Origin of the sequence: Mycobacterium sp. NPDC050551 (genome assembly GCF_040674075.1) — a bacterium.
GTDB lineage: Bacteria > Actinomycetota > Actinomycetes > Mycobacteriales > Mycobacteriaceae > Mycobacterium.
In genome coordinates this window covers 1-19,023 of the sequence record NZ_JBFARC010000007.1, presented here as the reverse complement: position 1 = coordinate 19,023, position 19,023 = coordinate 1, and the positions used below count along the sequence as shown (strand labels likewise).

At 70.6% G+C, this 19,023-nt stretch carries 19 protein-coding genes and 1 rRNA gene; 1 reads left to right on the top strand and 19 read right to left on the bottom strand.

Annotated features, from left to right (window positions below; genetic code table 11):
- Positions 1-10 precede the first annotated feature (10 nt).
- A complete protein-coding gene (locus tag AB0K11_RS24465; protein ID WP_364983247.1) occupies positions 11-1,228 on the top strand; it encodes an acyl-CoA dehydrogenase family protein in 1,218 nt (405 codons plus the stop codon).
- Between the two features lies 1 nt (position 1,229).
- Here AB0K11_RS24465 and AB0K11_RS24460 read toward each other — a convergent pair whose 3' ends face one another.
- The 19 genes from AB0K11_RS24460 to rrf all read right to left on the bottom strand — a co-directional run.
- Positions 1,230-2,015, bottom strand: a complete 786-nt coding sequence (locus AB0K11_RS24460; protein ID WP_364983244.1) for a sulfite exporter TauE/SafE family protein — start codon at positions 2,013-2,015, stop codon at positions 1,230-1,232.
- Positions 2,016-2,083: 68 nt separating this feature from the next.
- Positions 2,084-3,487, bottom strand: a complete 1,404-nt coding sequence (gene der, locus AB0K11_RS24455) for a ribosome biogenesis GTPase Der (RefSeq protein ID WP_364983241.1) — start codon at positions 3,485-3,487, stop codon at positions 2,084-2,086.
- Positions 3,484-4,170: a (d)CMP kinase gene (gene cmk, locus AB0K11_RS24450; protein WP_364984110.1), complete on the bottom strand. Its 687-nt coding sequence runs from the start codon at positions 4,168-4,170 to the stop codon at positions 3,484-3,486. The genes der and cmk overlap by 4 nt, the downstream gene beginning before the upstream one ends.
- Before the next feature lie 8 nt (positions 4,171-4,178).
- On the bottom strand, positions 4,179-4,928 hold the full coding sequence (locus AB0K11_RS24445) for a pseudouridine synthase (RefSeq protein ID WP_364983238.1): 750 nt from the start codon (positions 4,926-4,928) through the stop codon (positions 4,179-4,181).
- Position 4,929: 1 nt separating this feature from the next.
- Positions 4,930-5,664: an SMC-Scp complex subunit ScpB gene (gene scpB / locus AB0K11_RS24440; protein ID WP_364983236.1), complete on the bottom strand. Its 735-nt coding sequence runs from the start codon at positions 5,662-5,664 to the stop codon at positions 4,930-4,932.
- Positions 5,661-6,509 carry a segregation/condensation protein A gene (locus AB0K11_RS24435; protein WP_364983234.1) on the bottom strand — a complete coding sequence of 283 codons (849 nt, stop codon included), beginning with the start codon at positions 6,507-6,509 and terminating at the stop codon, positions 5,661-5,663. The genes scpB and AB0K11_RS24435 overlap by 4 nt, the downstream gene beginning before the upstream one ends.
- Positions 6,506-7,378 (bottom strand): ParA family protein, encoded by an 873-nt coding sequence (locus tag AB0K11_RS24430; protein ID WP_364983232.1) that lies wholly within the window; start codon positions 7,376-7,378, stop codon positions 6,506-6,508. The genes AB0K11_RS24435 and AB0K11_RS24430 overlap by 4 nt, the downstream gene beginning before the upstream one ends.
- Positions 7,379-7,540: 162 nt before the next feature.
- The gene (gene xerD / locus AB0K11_RS24425) at positions 7,541-8,521 is read right to left on the bottom strand and encodes a site-specific tyrosine recombinase XerD (RefSeq protein ID WP_364983229.1); all 981 of its coding nucleotides are present in this window, start codon (positions 8,519-8,521) and stop codon (positions 7,541-7,543) included.
- Positions 8,521-9,138 (bottom strand): NUDIX hydrolase, encoded by a 618-nt coding sequence (locus AB0K11_RS24420; RefSeq protein WP_364983226.1) that lies wholly within the window; start codon positions 9,136-9,138, stop codon positions 8,521-8,523. The genes xerD and AB0K11_RS24420 overlap by 1 nt, the downstream gene beginning before the upstream one ends.
- The gene (locus AB0K11_RS24415) at positions 9,131-10,885 is read right to left on the bottom strand and encodes a CTP synthase (protein WP_364983223.1); all 1,755 of its coding nucleotides are present in this window, start codon (positions 10,883-10,885) and stop codon (positions 9,131-9,133) included. The genes AB0K11_RS24420 and AB0K11_RS24415 overlap by 8 nt, the downstream gene beginning before the upstream one ends.
- Positions 10,886-11,018: 133 nt before the next feature.
- Complete coding sequence (locus AB0K11_RS24410) at positions 11,019-11,960, bottom strand: copper transporter (protein WP_364983220.1); 942 nt, start codon at positions 11,958-11,960, stop codon at positions 11,019-11,021.
- Positions 11,961-11,969: 9 nt separating this feature from the next.
- Positions 11,970-13,154, bottom strand: a complete 1,185-nt coding sequence (gene steA / locus AB0K11_RS24405) for a putative cytokinetic ring protein SteA (protein WP_364983217.1) — start codon at positions 13,152-13,154, stop codon at positions 11,970-11,972.
- Positions 13,155-13,243: 89 nt separating this feature from the next.
- Positions 13,244-15,010, bottom strand: coding sequence for a DNA repair protein RecN (recN, locus tag AB0K11_RS24400; RefSeq protein ID WP_364983214.1), 1,767 nt, complete (start codon positions 15,008-15,010; stop codon positions 13,244-13,246).
- A 6-nt stretch (positions 15,011-15,016) separates the two neighbouring features.
- Positions 15,017-15,940, bottom strand: coding sequence for an NAD kinase (locus AB0K11_RS24395; RefSeq protein ID WP_364983211.1), 924 nt, complete (start codon positions 15,938-15,940; stop codon positions 15,017-15,019).
- Complete coding sequence (locus AB0K11_RS24390) at positions 15,937-16,743, bottom strand: TlyA family RNA methyltransferase (protein WP_364983208.1); 807 nt, start codon at positions 16,741-16,743, stop codon at positions 15,937-15,939. The genes AB0K11_RS24395 and AB0K11_RS24390 overlap by 4 nt, the downstream gene beginning before the upstream one ends.
- 6 nt (positions 16,744-16,749) lie before the next feature.
- Complete coding sequence (locus tag AB0K11_RS24385; protein ID WP_364983205.1) at positions 16,750-16,953, bottom strand: hypothetical protein; 204 nt, start codon at positions 16,951-16,953, stop codon at positions 16,750-16,752.
- A gap of 28 nt (positions 16,954-16,981) precedes the next feature.
- Positions 16,982-17,983, bottom strand: coding sequence for an HAD-IIA family hydrolase (locus tag AB0K11_RS24380; protein ID WP_364983202.1), 1,002 nt, complete (start codon positions 17,981-17,983; stop codon positions 16,982-16,984).
- Positions 17,984-17,990: 7 nt separating this feature from the next.
- Positions 17,991-18,794, bottom strand: coding sequence for a tetratricopeptide repeat protein (locus AB0K11_RS24375; protein WP_364983199.1), 804 nt, complete (start codon positions 18,792-18,794; stop codon positions 17,991-17,993).
- A 136-nt stretch (positions 18,795-18,930) separates the two neighbouring features.
- Positions 18,931-19,023: ribosomal RNA gene (gene rrf / locus AB0K11_RS24370) — 5S ribosomal RNA — on the bottom strand; the annotation flags it as partial.

Genomic DNA, 19,023 nt, shown 5'->3' with positions numbered 1-19,023 from the left:
AGGCCCTCACATGACAGTCGCGCAGAGAACGCTGCACACCGCCGGTGATCCGGGCTCGGTGGCGGCTCGGCTGGCGCGGCTACCCGGCATCGTCGCCGCCCTGCGCGCAAACGACGCCACCGCCGACCGCGAACGCATCCTGCAGTACGAGGCGGTCACCGCACTGCGGGACACCGGTGTGCTGGCGCTTCGCGTGCCCACCCGCTACGGCGGGCCGGGTGGCAGCGTCCGCGACGTGCTCACCGCGGTGATCACCATCGCCGGCGGTAGTTCGAACGTCGCGCAGGCGCTGCGGGCGCACTTCGGCTACAGCGAGCGCCTGTTGTCGAACCGCGCCACCGAAACCGAACGGGCGGAATGGTTTCCCCGCATACACGCGGGATTGGTGTTCGGCAACGCCGTCACCGACGCCCGCGGCGCCACGCCGGGCGGAGCCGACACGACGCTGCTCGCCGACCACGACGGTGTGCTGCGACTCAACGGGCACAAGTTCTACTCCACGGGCACGCTGTATGCCGACGTGGTCGCGGTGTCCGCGGTCGACCACGCCGGGCGCGACCTGCAGGCCGTCGTGCCGGTGGACCGCGACGGCGTCGAACTGTTCGACGACTGGGACGGATTCGGGCAACGCGTGACGGCCAGCGGTGGCACCCGGTTCACGAACGTGGCCGTCGAACCGGTCGAGGTCACCACCGTCACCGACGGCGCCCATCTCGGCCACAGCACGACATTTCAGCAGCTGTACCTCGCCGCCGTGACCGCAGGCATCGGCCACGGTGTGCTCGACGACGCGGTGTCCTACGTGCAGACCAGGGCCCGTCCCGCGTCCCACGCACTGTCGACGACTGCGGCGAAGGATCCGTTCATCGTCGAGGCGGTGGGCGACATCGCGGCAGCGGCGTGGTCGGCCAAGACGCTGGTGCTCTCGGCGGCCGACGAGATCGACCGCCTGGTCGATCGTGGTCTGCAGGACGACATCGGCGCACTCGGCGCCGTCGCCGTGACGGTGGCCAAGGCGCAGCTGGTGTCCGAGCGTCTCGTGCTCGCCGCCGCCGAGCGACTGTTCGACACCGGCGGCGCCTCGGCGACCGCGCGCACCCTCAACCTCGACCGGCATTGGCGCAATGCCCGCACGATCGCGAGTCACAGCCCGCTGGCCTACAAGGCCTACGTGGCGGGCGACCATCACCTCAACGATGCGCCGCCACCCACCAACGGCTACTTCTGAATCACGCCGTCGCGAGCAGCCGCCACAGTCCGATCAGGCCGACCACGACGATCACCGCGCGCAGCGCTCCCGGTGACAACCGGCGGCCGTAGTGCGCTCCGAGAAAGCCGCCGGCCAGCGATCCGACAGCGATCAGACCCGCTGCCGCGAAACTGATCCGGTCGAACGCGACCAGCGTGTACGCCGCTGCGGCGACGACGTTGACGATCAGTGACAACAGGTTCTTCGCGGCGTTCATCCGCTGCATGGACTCGGGCAGCAGCGCACCCATCGCGGCGATGAGCAGGATGCCCTGCGCGGCGGTGAAGTACCCGCCGTAGATCCCGACCACGAAGGTGGCGATCACCAGGGCGGCCATCCGGCCCCGGCTGATGTCGTCGACCGACCGGCCGCTGTCCTCGGCGCGGCGCCGCGCCCAGGCCTGGATGCGGGGACCCACCAGCACCAGCAGGAGTGCGGCGATCAGCAGTACCGGCACCACCTGGACGAAGACCTTCTCGGGCAGGTGCAGCAGCAGCCACGCGCCGGCCAGCGCGCCGAACAGCGACCCCGGGATCTGCCACCGCAGCCGGCTCCACTGGCCGCGCAGTTCCCGGCGGTAGCCCCAAGTGCCCGAGACACCGCCGGCGACCAGTCCGACCGCGTTCGACATCGTCGCGGTCACCGGCGGATAGCCCAGCGCGACGAGGGTCGGGAAGGTGATCAGCGTGCCGGAGCCGACCACCGCGTTGATCGCGCCCGCTCCGACGCCGGCCAGCGCAATGAGGATCATGTCGAGGACGGGCACCGGACCACCCTAATCGGCACCGACCGGTGTCCTCCGTCACGCTCAGCGCAACGGGCGGCGCCCGGAGATCACCGTCTCTGGCCGCGCTTCTCGCGCACCCGCACGTTGACCCGGATCGGGCTGCCCTCGAACCCGAACGCCTCCCGCAGCCGGCGCTCCAGGAACCGTCGGTAGCCCGCCTCGAGGAATCCGCTGGTGAACAGCACGAAGGTGGGTGGACGTGTCGCGGCCTGGGTCGCGAACAGTATTCGCGGTTGCTTGCCGCCGCGCACCGGCGGCGGGTTGCCCGCGACGACCTCTTTGAGGAAGGTGTTCAGCCGGCCGGTGGAGATGCGCGCATCCCAGGACGCGAGTGCCTGCTCGAGGGCGGGCACCAGCTTCTGCACCGCCCGGCCGGTCATCGCGGAGATGTTCACCCGCGATGCCCACTGCACCTGGGCGAGCTCGCGGTCGATCTCGCGGTCGAGCTGATAGCGGCGGTCCTCGTCGACGAGGTCCCACTTGTTGAATGCCAGCACCAGGGCTCGGCCGGCCTCGATCACCATCGACAGCACCCGCTGATCCTGTTCGGTCAGCGGCTGTGAGGCGTCGATCAGCACCAGCACCACCTCGGCGGCGTCGATGGCGCCGTGCGTGCGCACCGATGCGTAGAACTCGTGGCCGCTGGCCTGGCCGACCTTACGGCGCAGCCCGGCGGTATCGATGAAACGCCATGTCTTGCCGCCCAATTCGATGAGCGAGTCCACCGGGTCGACGGTGGTGCCCGCGACGTCGTGCACCACCGAACGCTGATCGCCCGCCAGCCGGTTCAGCAGCGAGCTCTTGCCGACGTTCGGCTTGCCGACCAGCGCCACGCGGCGTGGTCCGCCACCGGTCGCCGAGAACTCCGACACCGTGGGCAGGCTCTCCATCACCCTGTCGAGCAGGTCGGCGACACCGCGTCCGTGGATCGCGCTGACCGGGTGCGGCTCACCGACACCCATGGACCACAACGCCGCCGCGTCGGCCTCACCGCGTTCGGTGTCGACCTTGTTGGCCGCCAGGAACACCGGCTTGCCGGATTTCCGCAGCATCCGTGCGGCGGCCTCGTCGGCGGTGGTCGCGCCCACCACCGCGTCGATCACCAGGATGATCGCGTCGGCCGTACGCATCGCCACCGACGCCTGCTCGGCCACCAGCTGCTGCAACCCCTTGGCGTCGGGCTCCCATCCGCCGGTGTCCTGGACGACGAACCGCCGGCCGGCCCACGTCGCGTCGTAGGAGACCCGGTCACGGGTGACGCCGGGCACGTCCTGCACCACCGCTTCCCGTCGGCCCAGGATGCGGTTCACCAGCGTGGACTTGCCGACGTTGGGCCGTCCGACCACAGCGACGACCGGCGGCGGGGAGGACGCCTCCTCGATCGCCTCGGCGACATCCTCGGCGCCGATCTCCCATTCGCTCTCGTCGGCCCACGTGCCGTCGTCGGTCATTGCCGCACTCCCGTGCGCCGGGCCACCAGGTCGGTCAACGCCGCCACCACCTCGGGTTCGGTCATCGCGCTCGTGTCCACCTGCACCGCGTCGTCGGCCGCACGCAGCGGCGACACCGCCCGCGTCGAGTCGAGATGGTCGCGGCGCCGGACATCGGCGAGCACGGTCTCGTAGTCGTCGGGCAGCCCGTTGGCCACGTTCTGGTCGTTGCGCCTGCGGGCGCGTTCCTCGGCCGACGCGGTCAGGAAGATCTTCAGGTCGGCGTCCGGCAGGACGACGGTGCCGATGTCGCGGCCCTCGACCACCACGCTGCCGGGACCCGCGGCCAGCTCGCGCTGCAGCCCCACCAGGCGGGCGCGCACCGCGGGCACCGCCGACACCGCGGAGACCGCTCTGGTCACCGCGTCGCCACGGATCTCACCGGACACGTCCTCGCCGTCGAGGTAGGCACGGTCCTCGTCGGGGTCGTAGCCCACCGACAACGGCACCGCGGCGGCGGCCCGCTCGATGGCGGGCGTGTCGGCCAGGTCGACCCCGGCCCGCAGCACGGCCAGCGTGACGATGCGGTACATCGCCCCCGTGTCGAGATACCGCGCGCCCAGCGCCCTCGCCAGACCACGGGACACCGAGGACTTCCCGGTGCCTGCCGGACCGTCCACCGCGATCGTCACGGCCTCGAGCACCGACCCGGTCACATCCCCACCGCCTTGTACAGCTCGCCGATTTCCTTGCTGGTCAACACGCGGATGCTGCCGGGCCGCTGGTCTCCCAGAGTGACGGCACCCAGTTCGGTGCGGACCAGTTCCTGCACCGGATAGCCGACCTCTGCCAGCATCCGGCGGACGATACGTTTGCGGCCCTCGTGCAGTGTCAGCCGCACCAGGGTCTTGCCCGGCACCGCGTCGACCACCGCGAAGTCGTCGACACGCGCAGGTCCGTCGTCGAGTTCGACACCGTCGCGCAGCTTCTTGCCCACTCCGCGCGGCATGGTGCCGAGCACCGTCGCCAGGTAGGTCTTCTGAATCTCGTACGAGGGGTGCATGAGCCGGTGTGCGAGTTCGCCGTCGTTGGTCAGCAGCAGCAGCCCCTCGGTGTCGGCGTCCAACCGGCCGACGTGGAACAGCTTCTTGTTGCCCCGCACCCGGTGTTCGACGAGATCGCCGACGCAGGGCCTGCCCCGGTCGTCGGACATCGTGGAGTGCATCCCTCGCGGTTTGTTGATCGCCAGGTGCACCAGCGTGTCGTCGAACCTGACCCGCACCCCGTCGACCCGGATCTCCGACACGTCGGGATCGACCCGGGTGCCCTGTTCGGTCACGATCCGCCCGTCGACCTCGATCCGGCCGTCGCGGATCATCCGCTCCGCGACCCGCCGCGAAGCCACCCCGGCCTGCGACAGCACCTTCTGCAGCCGAATCCCCTCGGCGTCCGACTCGGCCATGTCAGTCCCGGTCCACGTCGAAGGACAGCGGCTGATCGGGCGTGCGCCCGCCGCTGAGCTTGATGAAGCGCGGCTCGTCACCGAGTGATTCGCTGAGGTCGTCGATGACGTCGACGTCGGGCAGCAGCGGTGCGATGTCCGGCAGGTCGGTCAGTGACGACAACCCGAGGCGCTCCAGGAACAACTCGGTGGTCGCGAAGGTGGTGGCACCCGAATCGGGGTCGGTGCCCGCCTCGGTGATCAGCCCGCGGGCCACCAGCGTGCGCACCACCGCGTCGACGTTGACGCCACGGACCGCGCTGACCCGGGCGCGGGTCACCGGCTGCCGGTAGGCGACGACGGCGAGGGTCTCGAGCGCCGCGCGGGTCAACTTCGACCGCGCGCCGTCGAGGACCAGCCGCTCCACGTACGGGGCGAAGCGTGCGCGGGTGTACATCCGCCAGCCGCCGCCCGCCTCCCTGAGGTCGATGCCGCTGCCGCGCTCGCTCAGCTCGGCGGCCATCTGTGCCAGCTTCGCGGCGATGCGGTACGCCGGCTGCTCGGTGGCCGTCGCCAGCGCGTCCACCGTCACCGGGGTGTCCACCACCAGCAGCAGCGCCTCGAGCACCGCTTCGAGTTCGGCGTCCTCGAGCTCCGGCACGGTCGCGACGTCGATGCCGAGGTCGGTGTCTTCCCTATCGGTGTGATTCACGTCGGCGCGGCTCAGGTCGTCGTGCACGGCGATGTCGTCGGTCATGGTTCTCGCTCTTCCACCGCGTCCGCGGTTGCCAGGTGTTCGCTGGTCGGCCGATCCCCGGTCCACGAAATCTGGAGCACACCAAGCGGTTCTGATTGCTCGAATGCTACCGCCCGCGCCCGGTACAGTTCGAGCAGCGCCAGGAACCTGCCGACGATCTCGATCGGACCCTCGCATTCCGCGACCAGTTCGGCGAACGTCGCCCACTCGCCGAGTCCCCGGATCTCCAGCAGCGACAACAGCCGCCTGGCCTGTTCGGGCACCGAGACCGCGGACTCGTGCATGTGTTCCATGGCCACCGTCGGCACCGGCCGCGGGGTGAAGACGGTCGCGGCGATCTGGGCGAACCGATCGGCGTCGACGCCGAGCATCACCTCCGGCAGCAGCTCGGCGTAGCGGTCCTCCAGAGACACCGCGCGGGGGTAGCTGCGCAGCGCCGCCGCCTCGAGTTCGGCGAACATCACCGCGACGTGTTTGTACGCCCGGTACTGCAGGAGTCGCGCGAACAGCAGGTCGCGCACCTCGAGCAGCGCGAGGTCCTCGTCGTCGTGCACCTCGCCCGACGGCAGCAGCCGCGCCGCCTTGAGGTCCAGCAGCGTGGCTGCGACCACCAGGAACGCGGTGGTCTCGTCGAGCTCCAGCAGCGGACCGATGTCGCGGGTGTAGGCGATGAAGTCGTCGGTCACCTGGTGCAGCGCCACCTCGGTGACGTCGAGCCGGTGGGCGAAGATCAGCTGCAGCAGCAGGTCGAACGGGCCCTCGAAGTTGTCCAGACGCACCCGGAATCCGGTCTGACCGCCGGCGTCCGGCTCGCCGTTTCCATCGGCTGCGGCGTCGGTGCTCACCCGCCGAACCGGTGGATGACTTCCCGCGCCAGCGCCCGATATGCCTCGGCGCCACCGGATTTCGGCGCCCAGGTGGTGATCGGCTCGCCCGCCACGCTGGTCTCGGGGAAGCGGACGGTACGGGTGATGACGGTGTCGAACACCAGATCGCCGAAGCGCTCGAGCACCCGTGCCATCACCTCGCGGGAGTTGACGGTGCGGGGGTCGTAGCGGGTGATCAGGATGCCGCTGATGGACAGCCGCGGATTCAGCCGGTCGTGCACCTTGTCCACGGTGTCGGTCAGCAGTGCCAGGCCGCGCAGCGAGAAGTACTCGCACTCGGTCGGGATGATCACGCCGTCGCTGCACGCCAGCCCGTTGACGGTGAGCAGACCCAGCGACGGCTGACAGTCGATGAGCACGTAGTCGTAGCGGTCCAGCACCGGGTACAGCGCCCGGCCGAGCGTCTGTTCGCGACCGACCTCGTTGACCAACTGGATCTCCGCCGCCGACAGGTCGATGTTGCTGGGCACCAGGTCCAGCCCCTTGACCCGGGTGTTGATCAGCACGTCGTCGATCGACACCCGCGGTTCGACCAGCAGGTTGTGGATCGTGTGATCGAGCTCGTAGTGCGGCACCCCCAGGCCGGCCGACAGCGCGCCCTGCGGGTCGAGGTCCACCAGCAGGACCCGGCGACCGTACTCGGCGAGGCTGGCGCCGAGGTTGATCGTCGAGGTGGTCTTGCCGACGCCGCCCTTCTGGTTGCACATGGCGATGACCTTGGCCGGGCCGTGCGTCGTGCGTGGCGCGGGTTCGGGAACGGTGCGCACCGCCCGGCCGGTGAGGCCGGCCTGCGCCGGTGGGTCGGCGCCGCCGCCGTCCTCACTCATATCTCGGCCATGGCGAACATCCGGGCAAGTTTAACGGCGCGACGCTGCGGAAACAGGCAGACCCGCGGGCGACATGGGCTGTGGACGTCGTGTACCGACCTTCACGGAGGGCCGAATGGCCGGGATCGCGGCGCGGCGGACGGTCCCCTGGTCGATCCCGGGTCAACGCGCGCGCGGGTGCGCGCCCGCCCACACCTCACGCAGCGCGTGCACCGTGACCATCGTGTAGATCTGCGTGGTGGTCACCGAGGCGTGGCCGAGCAGTTCCTGGACGACGCGGACGTCGGCGCCGCCGTCGAGCAGATGGGTCGCGAAGGAATGCCGCAGCGTGTGCGGTGACACCGCCGCCGTGATCCCGGCGCGCTCCGCCGCGTCCTGCAGCACCTGCCAGGCGCTCTGCCGAGACAGCCGCCCGCCCCGGACGTTGAGGAAGATCGCCGGCGTGCCGCGGCCGCGCCGCGCCAGATCGGGCCTGCCCCGCACCAGGTAGGCGTCCAGCGCGCTGACGGCGGGCCTGCCGATCGGCACCAGCCGCTGCTTGCCGCCCTTCCCGCGCAGCAGCACCGACCGCGCATGGGTGTCGACGTCGTCGACGTCCAGGCCGACGGCCTCGGAGATGCGGGCGCCGGTGGAGTACAGCAGTTCCAGCATCGCGCGGTTGCGCAGCGTCAGGGGGCCGTCGGCGTCGCTGTCCCCGCCTGCGCCGTCGAGCAGCGCGAGCACCTCGTCGACAGTCAGGCTCTTGGGCAGCCGGCGTGAGGGGGTGGGCGGCTTGACCGCGCGCGCCACGTCGAGGTCTGTCAGGCCTTCCGACGCCGCGAACCGGTGCAGGCCGCGCACCGCGATCAGCGCACGGGCCGCGGAGACGGCCGACAGCGCGGCGGAGCCCGCCGCCGGGTCGCCGCGGCGCAGGGCCATCAGGAAGTCGCTGACATCGGTCTCGGCGACCGCGCCGAGGTCGTCGATCCCGCGGGCGTGCAGATGGTCGGCATAGCGGCGGAGGTCACGCCGGTAGGAGCTGAGCGTGTTGGCGGCGACACCGCGTTCGATGGCGAGATGGTCGAGGTAGCCCTGCAACTGACCGTCGAGCACCGACCCCAGGCCCGGCGGCGAGCCGCCCGCACCCAGCGCCGGTGTGACCATCAGTTCCCTTTCCGGCGCGCGAACGCCGTCGGCCGGTCGATCCACTGCGCGCCGACCGGGCGGAGCCCGTCGCGGTCCCCGACGGTGTTGGCCGCCAGGATCCCCGCCACGGCGATCGAGTTGACGATCTCTCCGCGGAGCACCATACGGACGGCTTCCGACAGCGGGACGCGCTCGACGGTGAGGTCGGCCTCCTCGTCGTGGGCGTCCGGCCGTCCGACGTCGGACAACCCCGTCGCCAGGTACACCCGCACGCTCTCGTCGCTGAAACCAGGCGCGGAGTCCAGATCGACGAGCACCGACCAGGCGTCGGCGGTCAGGCCGGCCTCCTCCTCGAGTTCCCGGGCGGCGCTGATGTGCGGCGCCTCGTCGCCGGCGTCCAGCAGGCCGGCGGGCAACTCCCACAGCCTGCGGCCGAAGGGATGGCGGTACTGAAACACCAGCACGACGTTGTCGGCGTCGTCGAGTGCCACCACCGCGACGGCGCCATAGTGCTCGACCACCTCGCGACGTGCCGTCGTGCCGCCCGGCATCCGCACCTCGTCGGCTCGCAGCGCGAAGATCTTGCCGACGTAGACGGTCTCGCTCTCGACGGTCTCGAAGTCGTGCTCAGCCACGGGCGGCATGCTCTTGCAGGAACTCGGCCTGATCGCCGGCCGCCTCGGCGCCGTTGGAGCGCTCGGGGATCTCGACGGGCAGTCGCTCGGCGGCCTTGTACTCCAACGCCGCGCCGATGAACGCGGCGAACAGCGGGTGCGGGCGGGTGGGCCTGCTCTTCAGCTCGGGATGGGCCTGCGTGCCCACCAGGAACGGGTGCACCTCGGGGCCGTACTCGACGAACTCGACCAGATGGCCGTCGGGCGACGTGCCGGAGAAACGCAGACCGCTGGCCGCGATGCGGTCGCGGTACTCGTTGTTCACCTCGTAGCGGTGCCGATGCCGCTCGGACACCTCGGTGGCCTGGTAGGCCTGCGCGACGATCGAATCCGGTTCCAGCACAGCCGGATACGCGCCGAGCCGCATGGTGCCGCCCAGGTCCGCCTCGCCGGCCACCGCATCGCGCTGGTCGGCCATCGTGGAGATCACCGGGTCCGCGGTCGCCGGGTCGAACTCCGCGGAGTTGGCGTCGGCCAACCCCACCGAGCGCGCCGCCTCGATGACGATGCACTGCAGGCCCAGGCACAGCCCGAGTACCGGAAGGCCGCGCTTGCGGGCGTAGCTGATGGCGCCGATCTTGCCCTCGATGCCGCGGATGCCGAATCCGCCGGGGATGAGCACCCCGTCCACATCGCCCAGTGCCAGGGCGGCTCCGTCGGCCTCGCAGTCATCGGAGGCGACCCACCGCATCTCCACCTTCGCGTGGTGCTTGAAGCCGCCTGCGCGTAGCGCCTCGGCCACCGACAGGTACGCGTCGGAGAGGTCGATGTACTTGCCCACCAGTGCGATCCGCACCGTCTCCTGCGGTTCGTGCACCCGCCGCAACAGGTCGTTCCACTGCGTCCAGTCGACGTCGCGGAACGGCAGGTTGAGCCGGCGCACCACGTAGGCGTCGAGTTCCTCGCGGTGCAGCACCTTCGGGATGTCGTAGATGGACGGCGCGTCCGGCGTGGAGATGCAGCCGTCGATGTCGACGTCGCACATCAGCGCGATCTTGTTCTTCAGCGGTTCCGGTACGTCGCGGTCGCAGCGCAGGATCAGCGCGTCGGGCGTGATGCCGATGCTGCGCAGGGCCGCCACCGAATGCTGGGTCGGCTTGGTCTTCAACTCCCCCGACGGCGCCATGTAGGGCACCAGCGAGCAGTGCAGGAAGAAGCAGTTCTCCCGGCCCACCTCGTGGCGGACCTGGCGGGCGGCCTCCAGGAACGGCAGCGACTCGATGTCGCCGACCGTGCCGCCGACCTCGGTGATGATCACGTCGGGCCGGTTGCCGTCGGCGTCCGGAATGGCCATCGCGAGGATCCGGCTCTTGATCTCGTCGGTGATGTGAGGGATCACCTGCACGGTGTCGCCCAGGTACTCGCCGCGCCGCTCCTTGGCGATCACGGTCGAATACACCTGACCGGTGGTCACATTCGCCGAGCCGGACAGGTTGCGGTCCAGGAACCGTTCGTAGTGCCCGACGTCGAGGTCGGTCTCGGCGCCGTCCTCGGTGACGAACACCTCACCGTGCTGGAACGGGTTCATGGTGCCGGGGTCGACGTTGAGGTACGGGTCGAGCTTCTGCATCGTCACCTGCAACCCGCGCGCGGTGAGCAGCTGGCCCAGGCTGGAGGCCGTCAGCCCCTTACCCAGAGAGGACACCACGCCGCCGGTGACGAAGAGATGCTTGGTGGCCGTTTGCGGGTGCTTGCGTAACGATGGCAAGAGCGACCTCCGTGATGACCGGCGCAGGACGATGCAAGGACTGCTGGGGCCTGCCGACCCACGGAACCCCACCCTAACAGCGAGTCCGACATGACGTCACTGACGCGCCGTAGCTGCGACCGACAGGGTCGGCCTATTGGGGAACGGTGACCGAGGTGGCGCCCTGCCCGATGCCGTACTGCCCGGGCCGTCCGCCGTTGACGAGGTCCTGCACCGCAAGCACCGCGGTGAGCCGCCCGGACTCCGCGTCGACGTCGTCGACCGTGCTCACCGCCGCCGACAGCGCCGCATCGCTCCTGGTGACCGCCACCGATCCGGTGCCCGACGCCGACCCGTCCCGGCCGACCAGCACGGTGCCCGACCCGTGTTGCGCCAGGCCCGACGCGAACCTCGCGACGGTCGCGCCCCGATTGCCCGCATCGTCGGCCAGCCCGGCGCCGGTGACGACCACCGCGGCGTTGGCGGCGCCGATGCGCTGGTCGCCGTAGGTGAGGAAGCCGGTGTCGCGAAGCGCGGCCAGCACCGTGTCGCGGGACATGTCGTCGACCGCAGGCGCGTCCGGCTTGCCCGTGGTCAGCAGGGCGATGCCCAGCAGGTCCCCGGCCTGGGAACCCTGGTCCACCGACGTCGTCTTGAGCTGGGTGCCGGCGGGCACGATCGGCGAGTTCACCACCGAGAGCAACTTCTCGGCGGAGTTGGCCTCGACGAACTCCTCGGTGAGCGACACGGTGCCGGTGACCGAACCGCCACCCTGGCCGATCAGCCGCGACAGCGCCTCCACGTCGTCGTCGGCGGCGTCGGGTGTGCGGAACAGCACCACCGACTTGCCGCCCAGTGCGTCACGCAGGATCCGCTGCGACATCTGCGCGTCGAATTCGGCAGCGGCGCTGAGCCTCTCGTTCAGCCCGTTCTTCTCGCCGGTCAGCGTGTCGATCTGGTGCTGCAGATCCTGTTTGTCGTCACGAAGTCCGGACAGCACCGTGCTCGACAGCAGGCCGGAGCCCAGCGCAACCCCGATCGCCAGCGCGAGGAAGACCGCGGCCAGTGAGATCGCATGCGCGCGAAGCGAGATCATCGATACCCCTCAGGTGATCAGACTCTGGATCCACAGCGTGAACCGGTTCCAGTACTCAACGACCCAGTCGATGACGGCGGCGTCGGCCCGCGACACCCACAGCGCTGCGATCACCGCGACCAGCATCGCCATGATCAGCAGCGCGATGGCGCCGCCGGAGACCCTGCTGCGGTACAGCGTGGCGACGGCCTTGGCGTCGACGAGCTTCTCGCCGACCTTGAGGCGGGTCAGGAACGTCGAGGGATTGCTGTGCTGGCGGGACCGGTCGAAGAACTCCTCGATGCTCGCGGAGTGGCCGACCGTGACGATCAGCGACGCGCCGTGGTGGTGGCTCAGCAGCAGCGCCAGATCGGCCGCCGACCCGGCCGCGGGGAAGGTCATCGCGCCGACACCGAGGTCCTGGATCCGCTCCAGCCCGGCGGCGTGGCCGTCGGCGTCGGCGGGCAGGATCACCTGGGCTCCGCCGCGCAGCGTCTCGGCGCTGATCCGGTCGGGATCGCCCACGATCAGCGCCGGCCGGTAACCCGCCTTGCGCAGCACGTCGGCGCCGGTGCCGACACCGACCAGCACGGGCTGATACTCCTTGAGGAACGGCTTGAGGGCCTTGAGGTCCTCGGCCGCGTCGGGTTCCTCGGCGACGATCACCACGTGGCGCCGATTGATGTCGACGTCGATGTCGGGGATGCCGATGCCGTCGATGAGCAGCGGGCTCTCCGAGCGGATGAACTCGATGGTGTTGCCGGCGAAGGCTTCCAGATGTGCGACGAGGCCGCTCTTGGCCTCGTGCATCAGCTCGTTGATCTCCTGGTCGGTGCGCTCGGTGCCCAGCGCCAGGCGGCGGTCACCGGAGTACACGCCGCCGTTGTGCAGGCGCACCCGGGCGCCGTCCTTGACCTTCTTGAAGACGTCCGGACCGGTCTCGTCGATGAGCAGCACACCGTTGGCCACCAGCACCTCGGGCCCGAGATTGGGATAGCGGCCGGAGATCGAGGGCGACGCGTTGACCACGCCCGCGACGTTGGCCTCGACGAGCGCGTCGGCGGTGATGCGGTCCAGGTCGAGCGCGTCGAGCACGACGATGTCGCCGGGTCCCACACGACGGAGGAGCCGGTCGATGTCGCGGTCGACTCGTGCGGTTCCGGTGAGGCCCGGGCGCGTGCCGGCATTTCGGGTTAGCAGCGCTGACATCTTCATGCGGCGATTCTGTCGGGCAACCCTCAAGTAGAGGTGGAGGCGCGCCGTAACATCTGCCTCAGAAGTACCGTTCTGTCACAGCTGTCACATCAGTGGGCGGCGGTGCGCTCCTGCTGTGCGGCATCGAGGAGTTCGCGCGCGTGTGCACGTCCGCTGTCGGATTCGCCGAGCCCTGCCAGCATCCGCGCCAGTTCGGCGACCCGGTCGTCGTCGTCGATGCGGCGCACACCGCTGGCCTTAACGCGGCCGCCGCCGTCGACCACCAGGTGCGCGTCGGCGTACGCGGCGACCTGCGGCAGGTGGGTGACCACGATGACCTGGTGGGTGCGCGCCAACCGAGCCAGCCGGCGCCCGATCTGGACGGCCGCCCGGCCGCCGACACCCGCATCGACCTCGTCGAACACCATCGTGGTGCCCGCGTCGGACGCGGCGAGGACGACCTCGAGCGCGAGCATCACCCGCGACAGCTCGCCGCCCGACGCACTCTTGGACAACGGGAGGACGTCGGTGCCGCGGTGGGCGGCGAAACCGAACTCGACGGCGTCGACACCGTCGTGTCCGGCATGTACGACCGTGCCGTCGGCCAGTGTCAGCGGCGCGGAATCGTCGGCTCGCACTGGAAGCGGCGCCACGGTGAGGGTGAAGTCGGCACCGGTCATCGCCAGTCCTGACAGTTCGGCGGTGACCGCCTTCGCCAGGCCTTTAGCCGCCTTGGCACGCACTCTGGTCACCTCCGCCGCCGCCGCGACGACCTCGGTCTGCAGTTCGCGCACCCGCTGGTCGAGGCCGGCGAGTGCCTCCTCGGACACATCGAGCTGGTCGAGGCGGTCCCGCGATTCGCGGGCCCACGCCAGCACTCCGTCGATGTCGGCGGCGTACTTGCGGGTCAGCGTCCGCAACTCGGCCTGGCGTGCCAGCTTGGTCTCCAGGGTGCTGGCGTCGCTGGGCAGTTCGGCCAGGAAGTCGCCCAGTTCGCCTGCCACGTCGTTGATCACCGCGAGCGTCTCTGCCAGCCTGCCGCCGAGGGCGCGCAGCGCGGCGTCGTCGGTGCTCTCGAGCGCGGCCCGGGCGTGACCCAACCCGTCGACGGCCGACGACTCCCCCGGCGCGGCGGCGTCGTCGAACACCCCGGCGAGGGCGGTGCGTGCGGTCCGGGCGGCTTCGCGCAGCGCATCGAGCTCCGACAGACGGCGGATGTCCTCGACGAGCGTCTCGTCCTCGCCGGGTTGCGGGTCCACCGCGTCGATCTCGTCGAGGCCGAACTTCAGCCGGTCGGCCTCCAGGGTGAGCTCACGCGCCCGCTCACGGCGGTCAGCGAGGTCGCGGCGGGCGGTCAGCCACGCCTCGCGCGCCGCGCGGTACTTCTGCAGCGGCTTGTCCACGCCGGCGAACCGGTCGAGCGCCGCGCGCTGCTCCTCGGGCCGCATCAGCCGCAGTTGGTCGTTCTGGCCGTGCAGTGTCAACAGCTCAGTGGTGAAGGTGCTCAGCGACTTCGCAGGCACACTGCGGCCGCCGAGATAGGCGCGGGACGGGCCGTCGCGGCTGACCGAACGCGCCGCGATGACGCTGCCGTCGTCGTCGCGCTCGGCGCCGCAGGAGTCCAGGATGCCGTCGACACGGCCTGCGGTTCCGTCGCCGAGGTCGGTGGTGGTGAATCGCCCCTCGACCACGGCTCGGCCCGCACCCGACCGCACCCTCGTGGCGTCGGCACGGGCGCCGCCGAGCAGGTGCAGGCCGGTCACCACCATCGTCTTGCCCGCGCCGGTCTCGCCGGTGAGCACGGTCAGCCCCCGGTCGAACTCGGCGGTGGCGGCGCTGATGGCGCCCAGCGACTCGATTCGGATTTCAGCCAGCACCGGTGACTACTGCCCCCGCCAGCCGGTCACGGGCAGCCGGAACTTGCGCACCAGGCGGTCGGTGAACGGCGCGCTGTCCAGGCGCACCCATTTCAACGGCGTGCCGCAGCGGGTCACCTCAAGCCGGCCGCCCGCCGGCAGCACCATCTCGCGACGGCCGTCGCAGAACACCGTCGCGTCGTGGCCGTCGCCCTCGATCTCGATGGCGATCGCCGCGTCCGGGCTGGTGACCATCGGCCGGGCGAACAGCGCATGCGCATTGTTCGGCACCACCAGGATCGCCTCGAGATCCGGCCACAGCACCGGGCCACCGGCCGAGAACGCGTAGGCGGTGGACCCCGTCGGCGTGGCCACCAGGACGCCGTCGCAGCCGAACGCCGACACCGGCCTGCCGTCGACCTCCAGCACGGCGCCGAGCACGCCGAGACGCGGTCCCTTCTCCAGGCTCGCCTCGTTGAGCGCCCACCCCCGGTGCAGGATCTCGCCCCCCGCGCGGACCACCACGTCGAGCGTCATCCGCTCCTCGATGCGGTAGTTGCGGTTGATGACGTGGTCGAGGACGCTGTCGAGCGCCTCCAGCTCGGCCTCGGCGAGGAAGCCGATCCGGCCGAGATTGACGCCGAGCACCGGGATCTCGACGTTCCGGGCGAGTTCCGCGGCGCGCAGGAAGGTGCCGTCACCGCCGAGGCCGAGCACCAGCTCGCAACCCTCGGCGGCCCGCTCTTCGGCGTCGACGACCTCGAACCCCGTACCGAGGGCGCCCATCTCCTCGGGCGCCAGGTGCAGCGGGGCCTTGTCGACGGCCTGCGCGGCGAGTACCCGGAGCCCGACTCCGTTGTTGCTCAACACCTTCTGCACCCGCCGGACGACGTCGATGGCGTCGGGGCGCCCGGTGTGCACCACCATCAGCATGGTTCGTTCGACCGTCATTGCGGCCCTTCCGTCACCGCACGCGTCACCGCGTGCTCGAGGTCGCCCGCGGCCAAGGCGTCGTTCGCGCCGCTGCGTAGCCAGAGGAAGTACTCCACGTTGCCCGACGGGCCGGGCAGCGGGCTCGCCGTGACGCCGGCGGCGTGCCAGCCCAGTCCGGCGGCGCGCTGTGCGACCTGCAGGACCGCCTCGGCCCTCAGGCCCGGGTCGGAGACCACTCCGCCTGCGCCGACCCGGCCCTTGCCGACCTCGAATTGCGGCTTCACCATGGGAACGATATCGGCGTCGGGTGACGCGCAGGCGGTCAGCGCAGGCAGCACGGTGCCCAGCGAGATGAACGAGAGGTCTGCCACCACGAGGTCGACCGGACCGCCGATCGTCTCCGCGGTGATCTCACGCACGTTCGTCCGCTCGAGCACGGTCACCCGCTCGTCGGACCGCAACGACCAGGCCAGCTGTCCGTATCCGACGTCCACGGCGACCACCTCGCGGGCGCCGCTGTCGAGCAGCACCTCGGTGAACCCGCCGGTCGACGCACCCGCATCCAGGCAGCGCCTGCCGTCTGCGGAGAGGCCGAACGCCGACAGCGCGCCGATCAGCTTGTGTGCGCCGCGGGAGACCCAGGTCCGCTCGGCGGCGGTCACGGTGAGGTTCGCGTCCACGGCGATCGCCGTCGCCGCCTTCGCCGCCGGCATCCCGTCGATGGACACGCGGCCCGCGCCGATCAGTTCGGCCGCCTGCTGGCGCGACCGCGCCAGTCCGCGCCGCACCAGTTCCGCGTCAACACGAGCGCGCCGTGCCACGTGCGCTCACCTCTCGAAGCCCGAAGCGGCCGCGGGACCCCGGTCCACCGCCTCGAGCGCATGCACCAGCAGATCGTGGGCCTGCTCCAGCTGCGCGGCGATCGCGTCGACCTCCGCGTCGGCCAGTTCGGCCGAATCGGGGCCGACGTCGGGCAACTCGGCGAGCCGAGCCGCGATCTCGGAGCGGATCTGATCGGGGTCGGTAATCATGTCGACGTTCACGCTAGTCGATCGGCCATCACAGCAGCGACAGGTGCTGCAGCGCCTCCCGGGCGGTGTCGTCACCGGCGTCGACGGTGAGTGATTCCCCCGCTATGCCCGCCGACCACACCGCGTCGGCCAGGGCCCGCAGCACCGACAGGCTGTCGCCGTGATCGTGACCGGTCGCGCGGACGGTGACCGCGGTGGTGTCGACGTCGACCTCCCACCCGGGTTGCGGTCCCACACGCAGCTCGTCGGCGGGCCGGGTGAGTGAGCGCAGGTCGGCGCCGATGAAACCGGGACGCAGGTCGGCGGGTGCGCGCACGGTGTCGTCAGCGGTGCTGACGCCGCTGAGCACGAGAAGGCTGGGCAGGCCTGCTGCGTTGGCGCCGGCGATGTCGGTGTCGAGACGGTCGCCGACAGTGAGGGGGTTGGCATAGCTGCCCCGGCTGAGCGCGTCGGAAAACAGCGTGGGCTGCGGCTTGCCCGCCACCTGCGGCTCCTGGTTGGTGGCCGCCCGCAGCGCCGCGACCATCGAACCGTTGCCCGGCAGCAGGCCGCGCTCGGACGGCAGTGTCAGGTCGACGTTGGCCGCGACCCACAGGGCGCCGGACCGGATGGCGAGCGCCGCCTCGGCGAGATCTGACCAACCGGTCTGCGGGTTGTGGCCCTGGACGACGGCGACCGGGTCGTCGTCCGCCGAGCGGACCGGCCGCAGTCCGCGGCCTGCGACCTCGTCGGCCAGCGCCTCGGTGCCGACGATCAGCACCTTGGACTCGGGTGGAAGCTGGTCGGCCAACAGGCTGGCCGCGCTCTGGGCGCTGGTGACGACATCGTCGGCGTGGGCTCGGAATCCCAGCTCGGTCAGGTGTGCGGCGACGTCACCGGGTGCTCGGGAGGCGTTGTTGGTGACGTAGAGGACCCGTGCCTCGACCGCCGCAAGGGTGTCGACGGCGCCGGTCGTCGGCTCGTGCCCGCGGAAGACGGTGCCGTCGAGATCGAGCAGCAGACAGTCGTGTTGCGCTGCAATGCTTGTCACGACCGTCTCAGCTCAGCTCGGTGATGCGGTCTTCGGCGTCGGTAGCGCCCTCGAGGTCGGCGGCGGCGGCATTGATGAACCACTGCAGTGCCTCGTCGCGACGGTCGAGCGCGAGCAGCGTCTCGGCGTAGACGTAGAAGAGCCGGGCCGCGGTCTGACCGGTCCGGGTCCGGTCGAGCGGAGGGGAGGAGAGAATCGCCAGCGCCTGCTCGACCTGACCGAGGTCGGACCGGGCACCCGCGACGACGATCCGCAGTTCGTCGGCGTCGTCGCCGGCCAGCTGCCCGGCTTCCGGGCTCCGTGCCAGTTCGATCGCGCGCTCGGGCCGGCCGATGCCGCGTTCACAGTCGGCGATCAACGCAAGGAGCGGCGACTTGCTGCCCATCCGGCGTGCCGCGCGCAGTTCAGCAAGCGCCTGATTCCAGTCACCGCAGTGATACGCCGCGATGCCGACGGCCTCGCGCACCGCCGCGAGCCGGCTCGACCGGGCACGGGCCGCCCGCGCATGCTCCAGTGCGGCCTCGGGGTCCTCGTCGAGCAGTGTGCCTGCGGCCACCAGATGGCGGGCGACGAAGTCGGCGGTGGACTTGTCGAGCGTGGTGAGTTCGCGGCGGACCTCCGGATTCAGCTGTTTGGCCTCGATGTCCCGAGGAATGGGGGGTCCCGCCTGGTCGGTACCCGCGGGCTGTGCGCTGCGGGCCCTTCCGGGTCCCGACGACCGCGGCGCCGAACGCTGGTTGCGCGGCCGGCCGCCGTCGGAGGTCCGTCCTGGTCGCTGGTCGCCGCGTCCGCTCTGCCTGTCGTCGCCCACGTGTGCCTTCCGCTGGTTGCCCCGACCGAAGTTTACGGCCACGGCGTATTCGGCGACAATTTGGCTTTCGGCAAATGGCGCCGAATAGAAAGAGAATCACCCCCCACGTGAACGTGGGGGGTGATCCTTAAATGGTGTTCGGCGGTGTCCTACTTTTCCACCCGTATGGGTAGTATCATCGGCGCTGGCTGGCTTAGCTTCCGGGTTCGGGATGGGTCCGGGCGTTTCC

What these genes read in the sequence shown, in the direction of transcription:
- AB0K11_RS24465 (WP_364983247.1), top strand. Translation starts at nt 11, where the DNA reads ATGACAGTCGCGCAGAGAACGCTGCACACCGCCGGTGATCCGGGCTCG.
- der (WP_364983241.1), bottom strand. Translation starts at nt 3,487, where the DNA reads ATGACCGACGACGGCACGTGGGCCGACGAGAGCGAATGGGAGATCGGC.
- AB0K11_RS24445 (WP_364983238.1), bottom strand. Translation starts at nt 4,928, where the DNA reads ATGGCCGAGTCGGACGCCGAGGGGATTCGGCTGCAGAAGGTGCTGTCG.
- scpB (WP_364983236.1), bottom strand. Translation starts at nt 5,664, where the DNA reads ATGACCGACGACATCGCCGTGCACGACGACCTGAGCCGCGCCGACGTG.
- AB0K11_RS24430 (WP_364983232.1), bottom strand. Translation starts at nt 7,378, where the DNA reads ATGAGTGAGGACGGCGGCGGCGCCGACCCACCGGCGCAGGCCGGCCTC.
- xerD (WP_364983229.1), bottom strand. Translation starts at nt 8,521, where the DNA reads ATGGTCACACCGGCGCTGGGTGCGGGCGGCTCGCCGCCGGGCCTGGGG.
- AB0K11_RS24410 (WP_364983220.1), bottom strand. Translation starts at nt 11,960, where the DNA reads ATGATCTCGCTTCGCGCGCATGCGATCTCACTGGCCGCGGTCTTCCTC.
- steA (WP_364983217.1), bottom strand. Translation starts at nt 13,154, where the DNA reads ATGAAGATGTCAGCGCTGCTAACCCGAAATGCCGGCACGCGCCCGGGC.
- AB0K11_RS24395 (WP_364983211.1), bottom strand. Translation starts at nt 15,940, where the DNA reads ATGACGGTCGAACGAACCATGCTGATGGTGGTGCACACCGGGCGCCCC.
- AB0K11_RS24385 (WP_364983205.1), bottom strand. Translation starts at nt 16,953, where the DNA reads ATGATTACCGACCCCGATCAGATCCGCTCCGAGATCGCGGCTCGGCTC.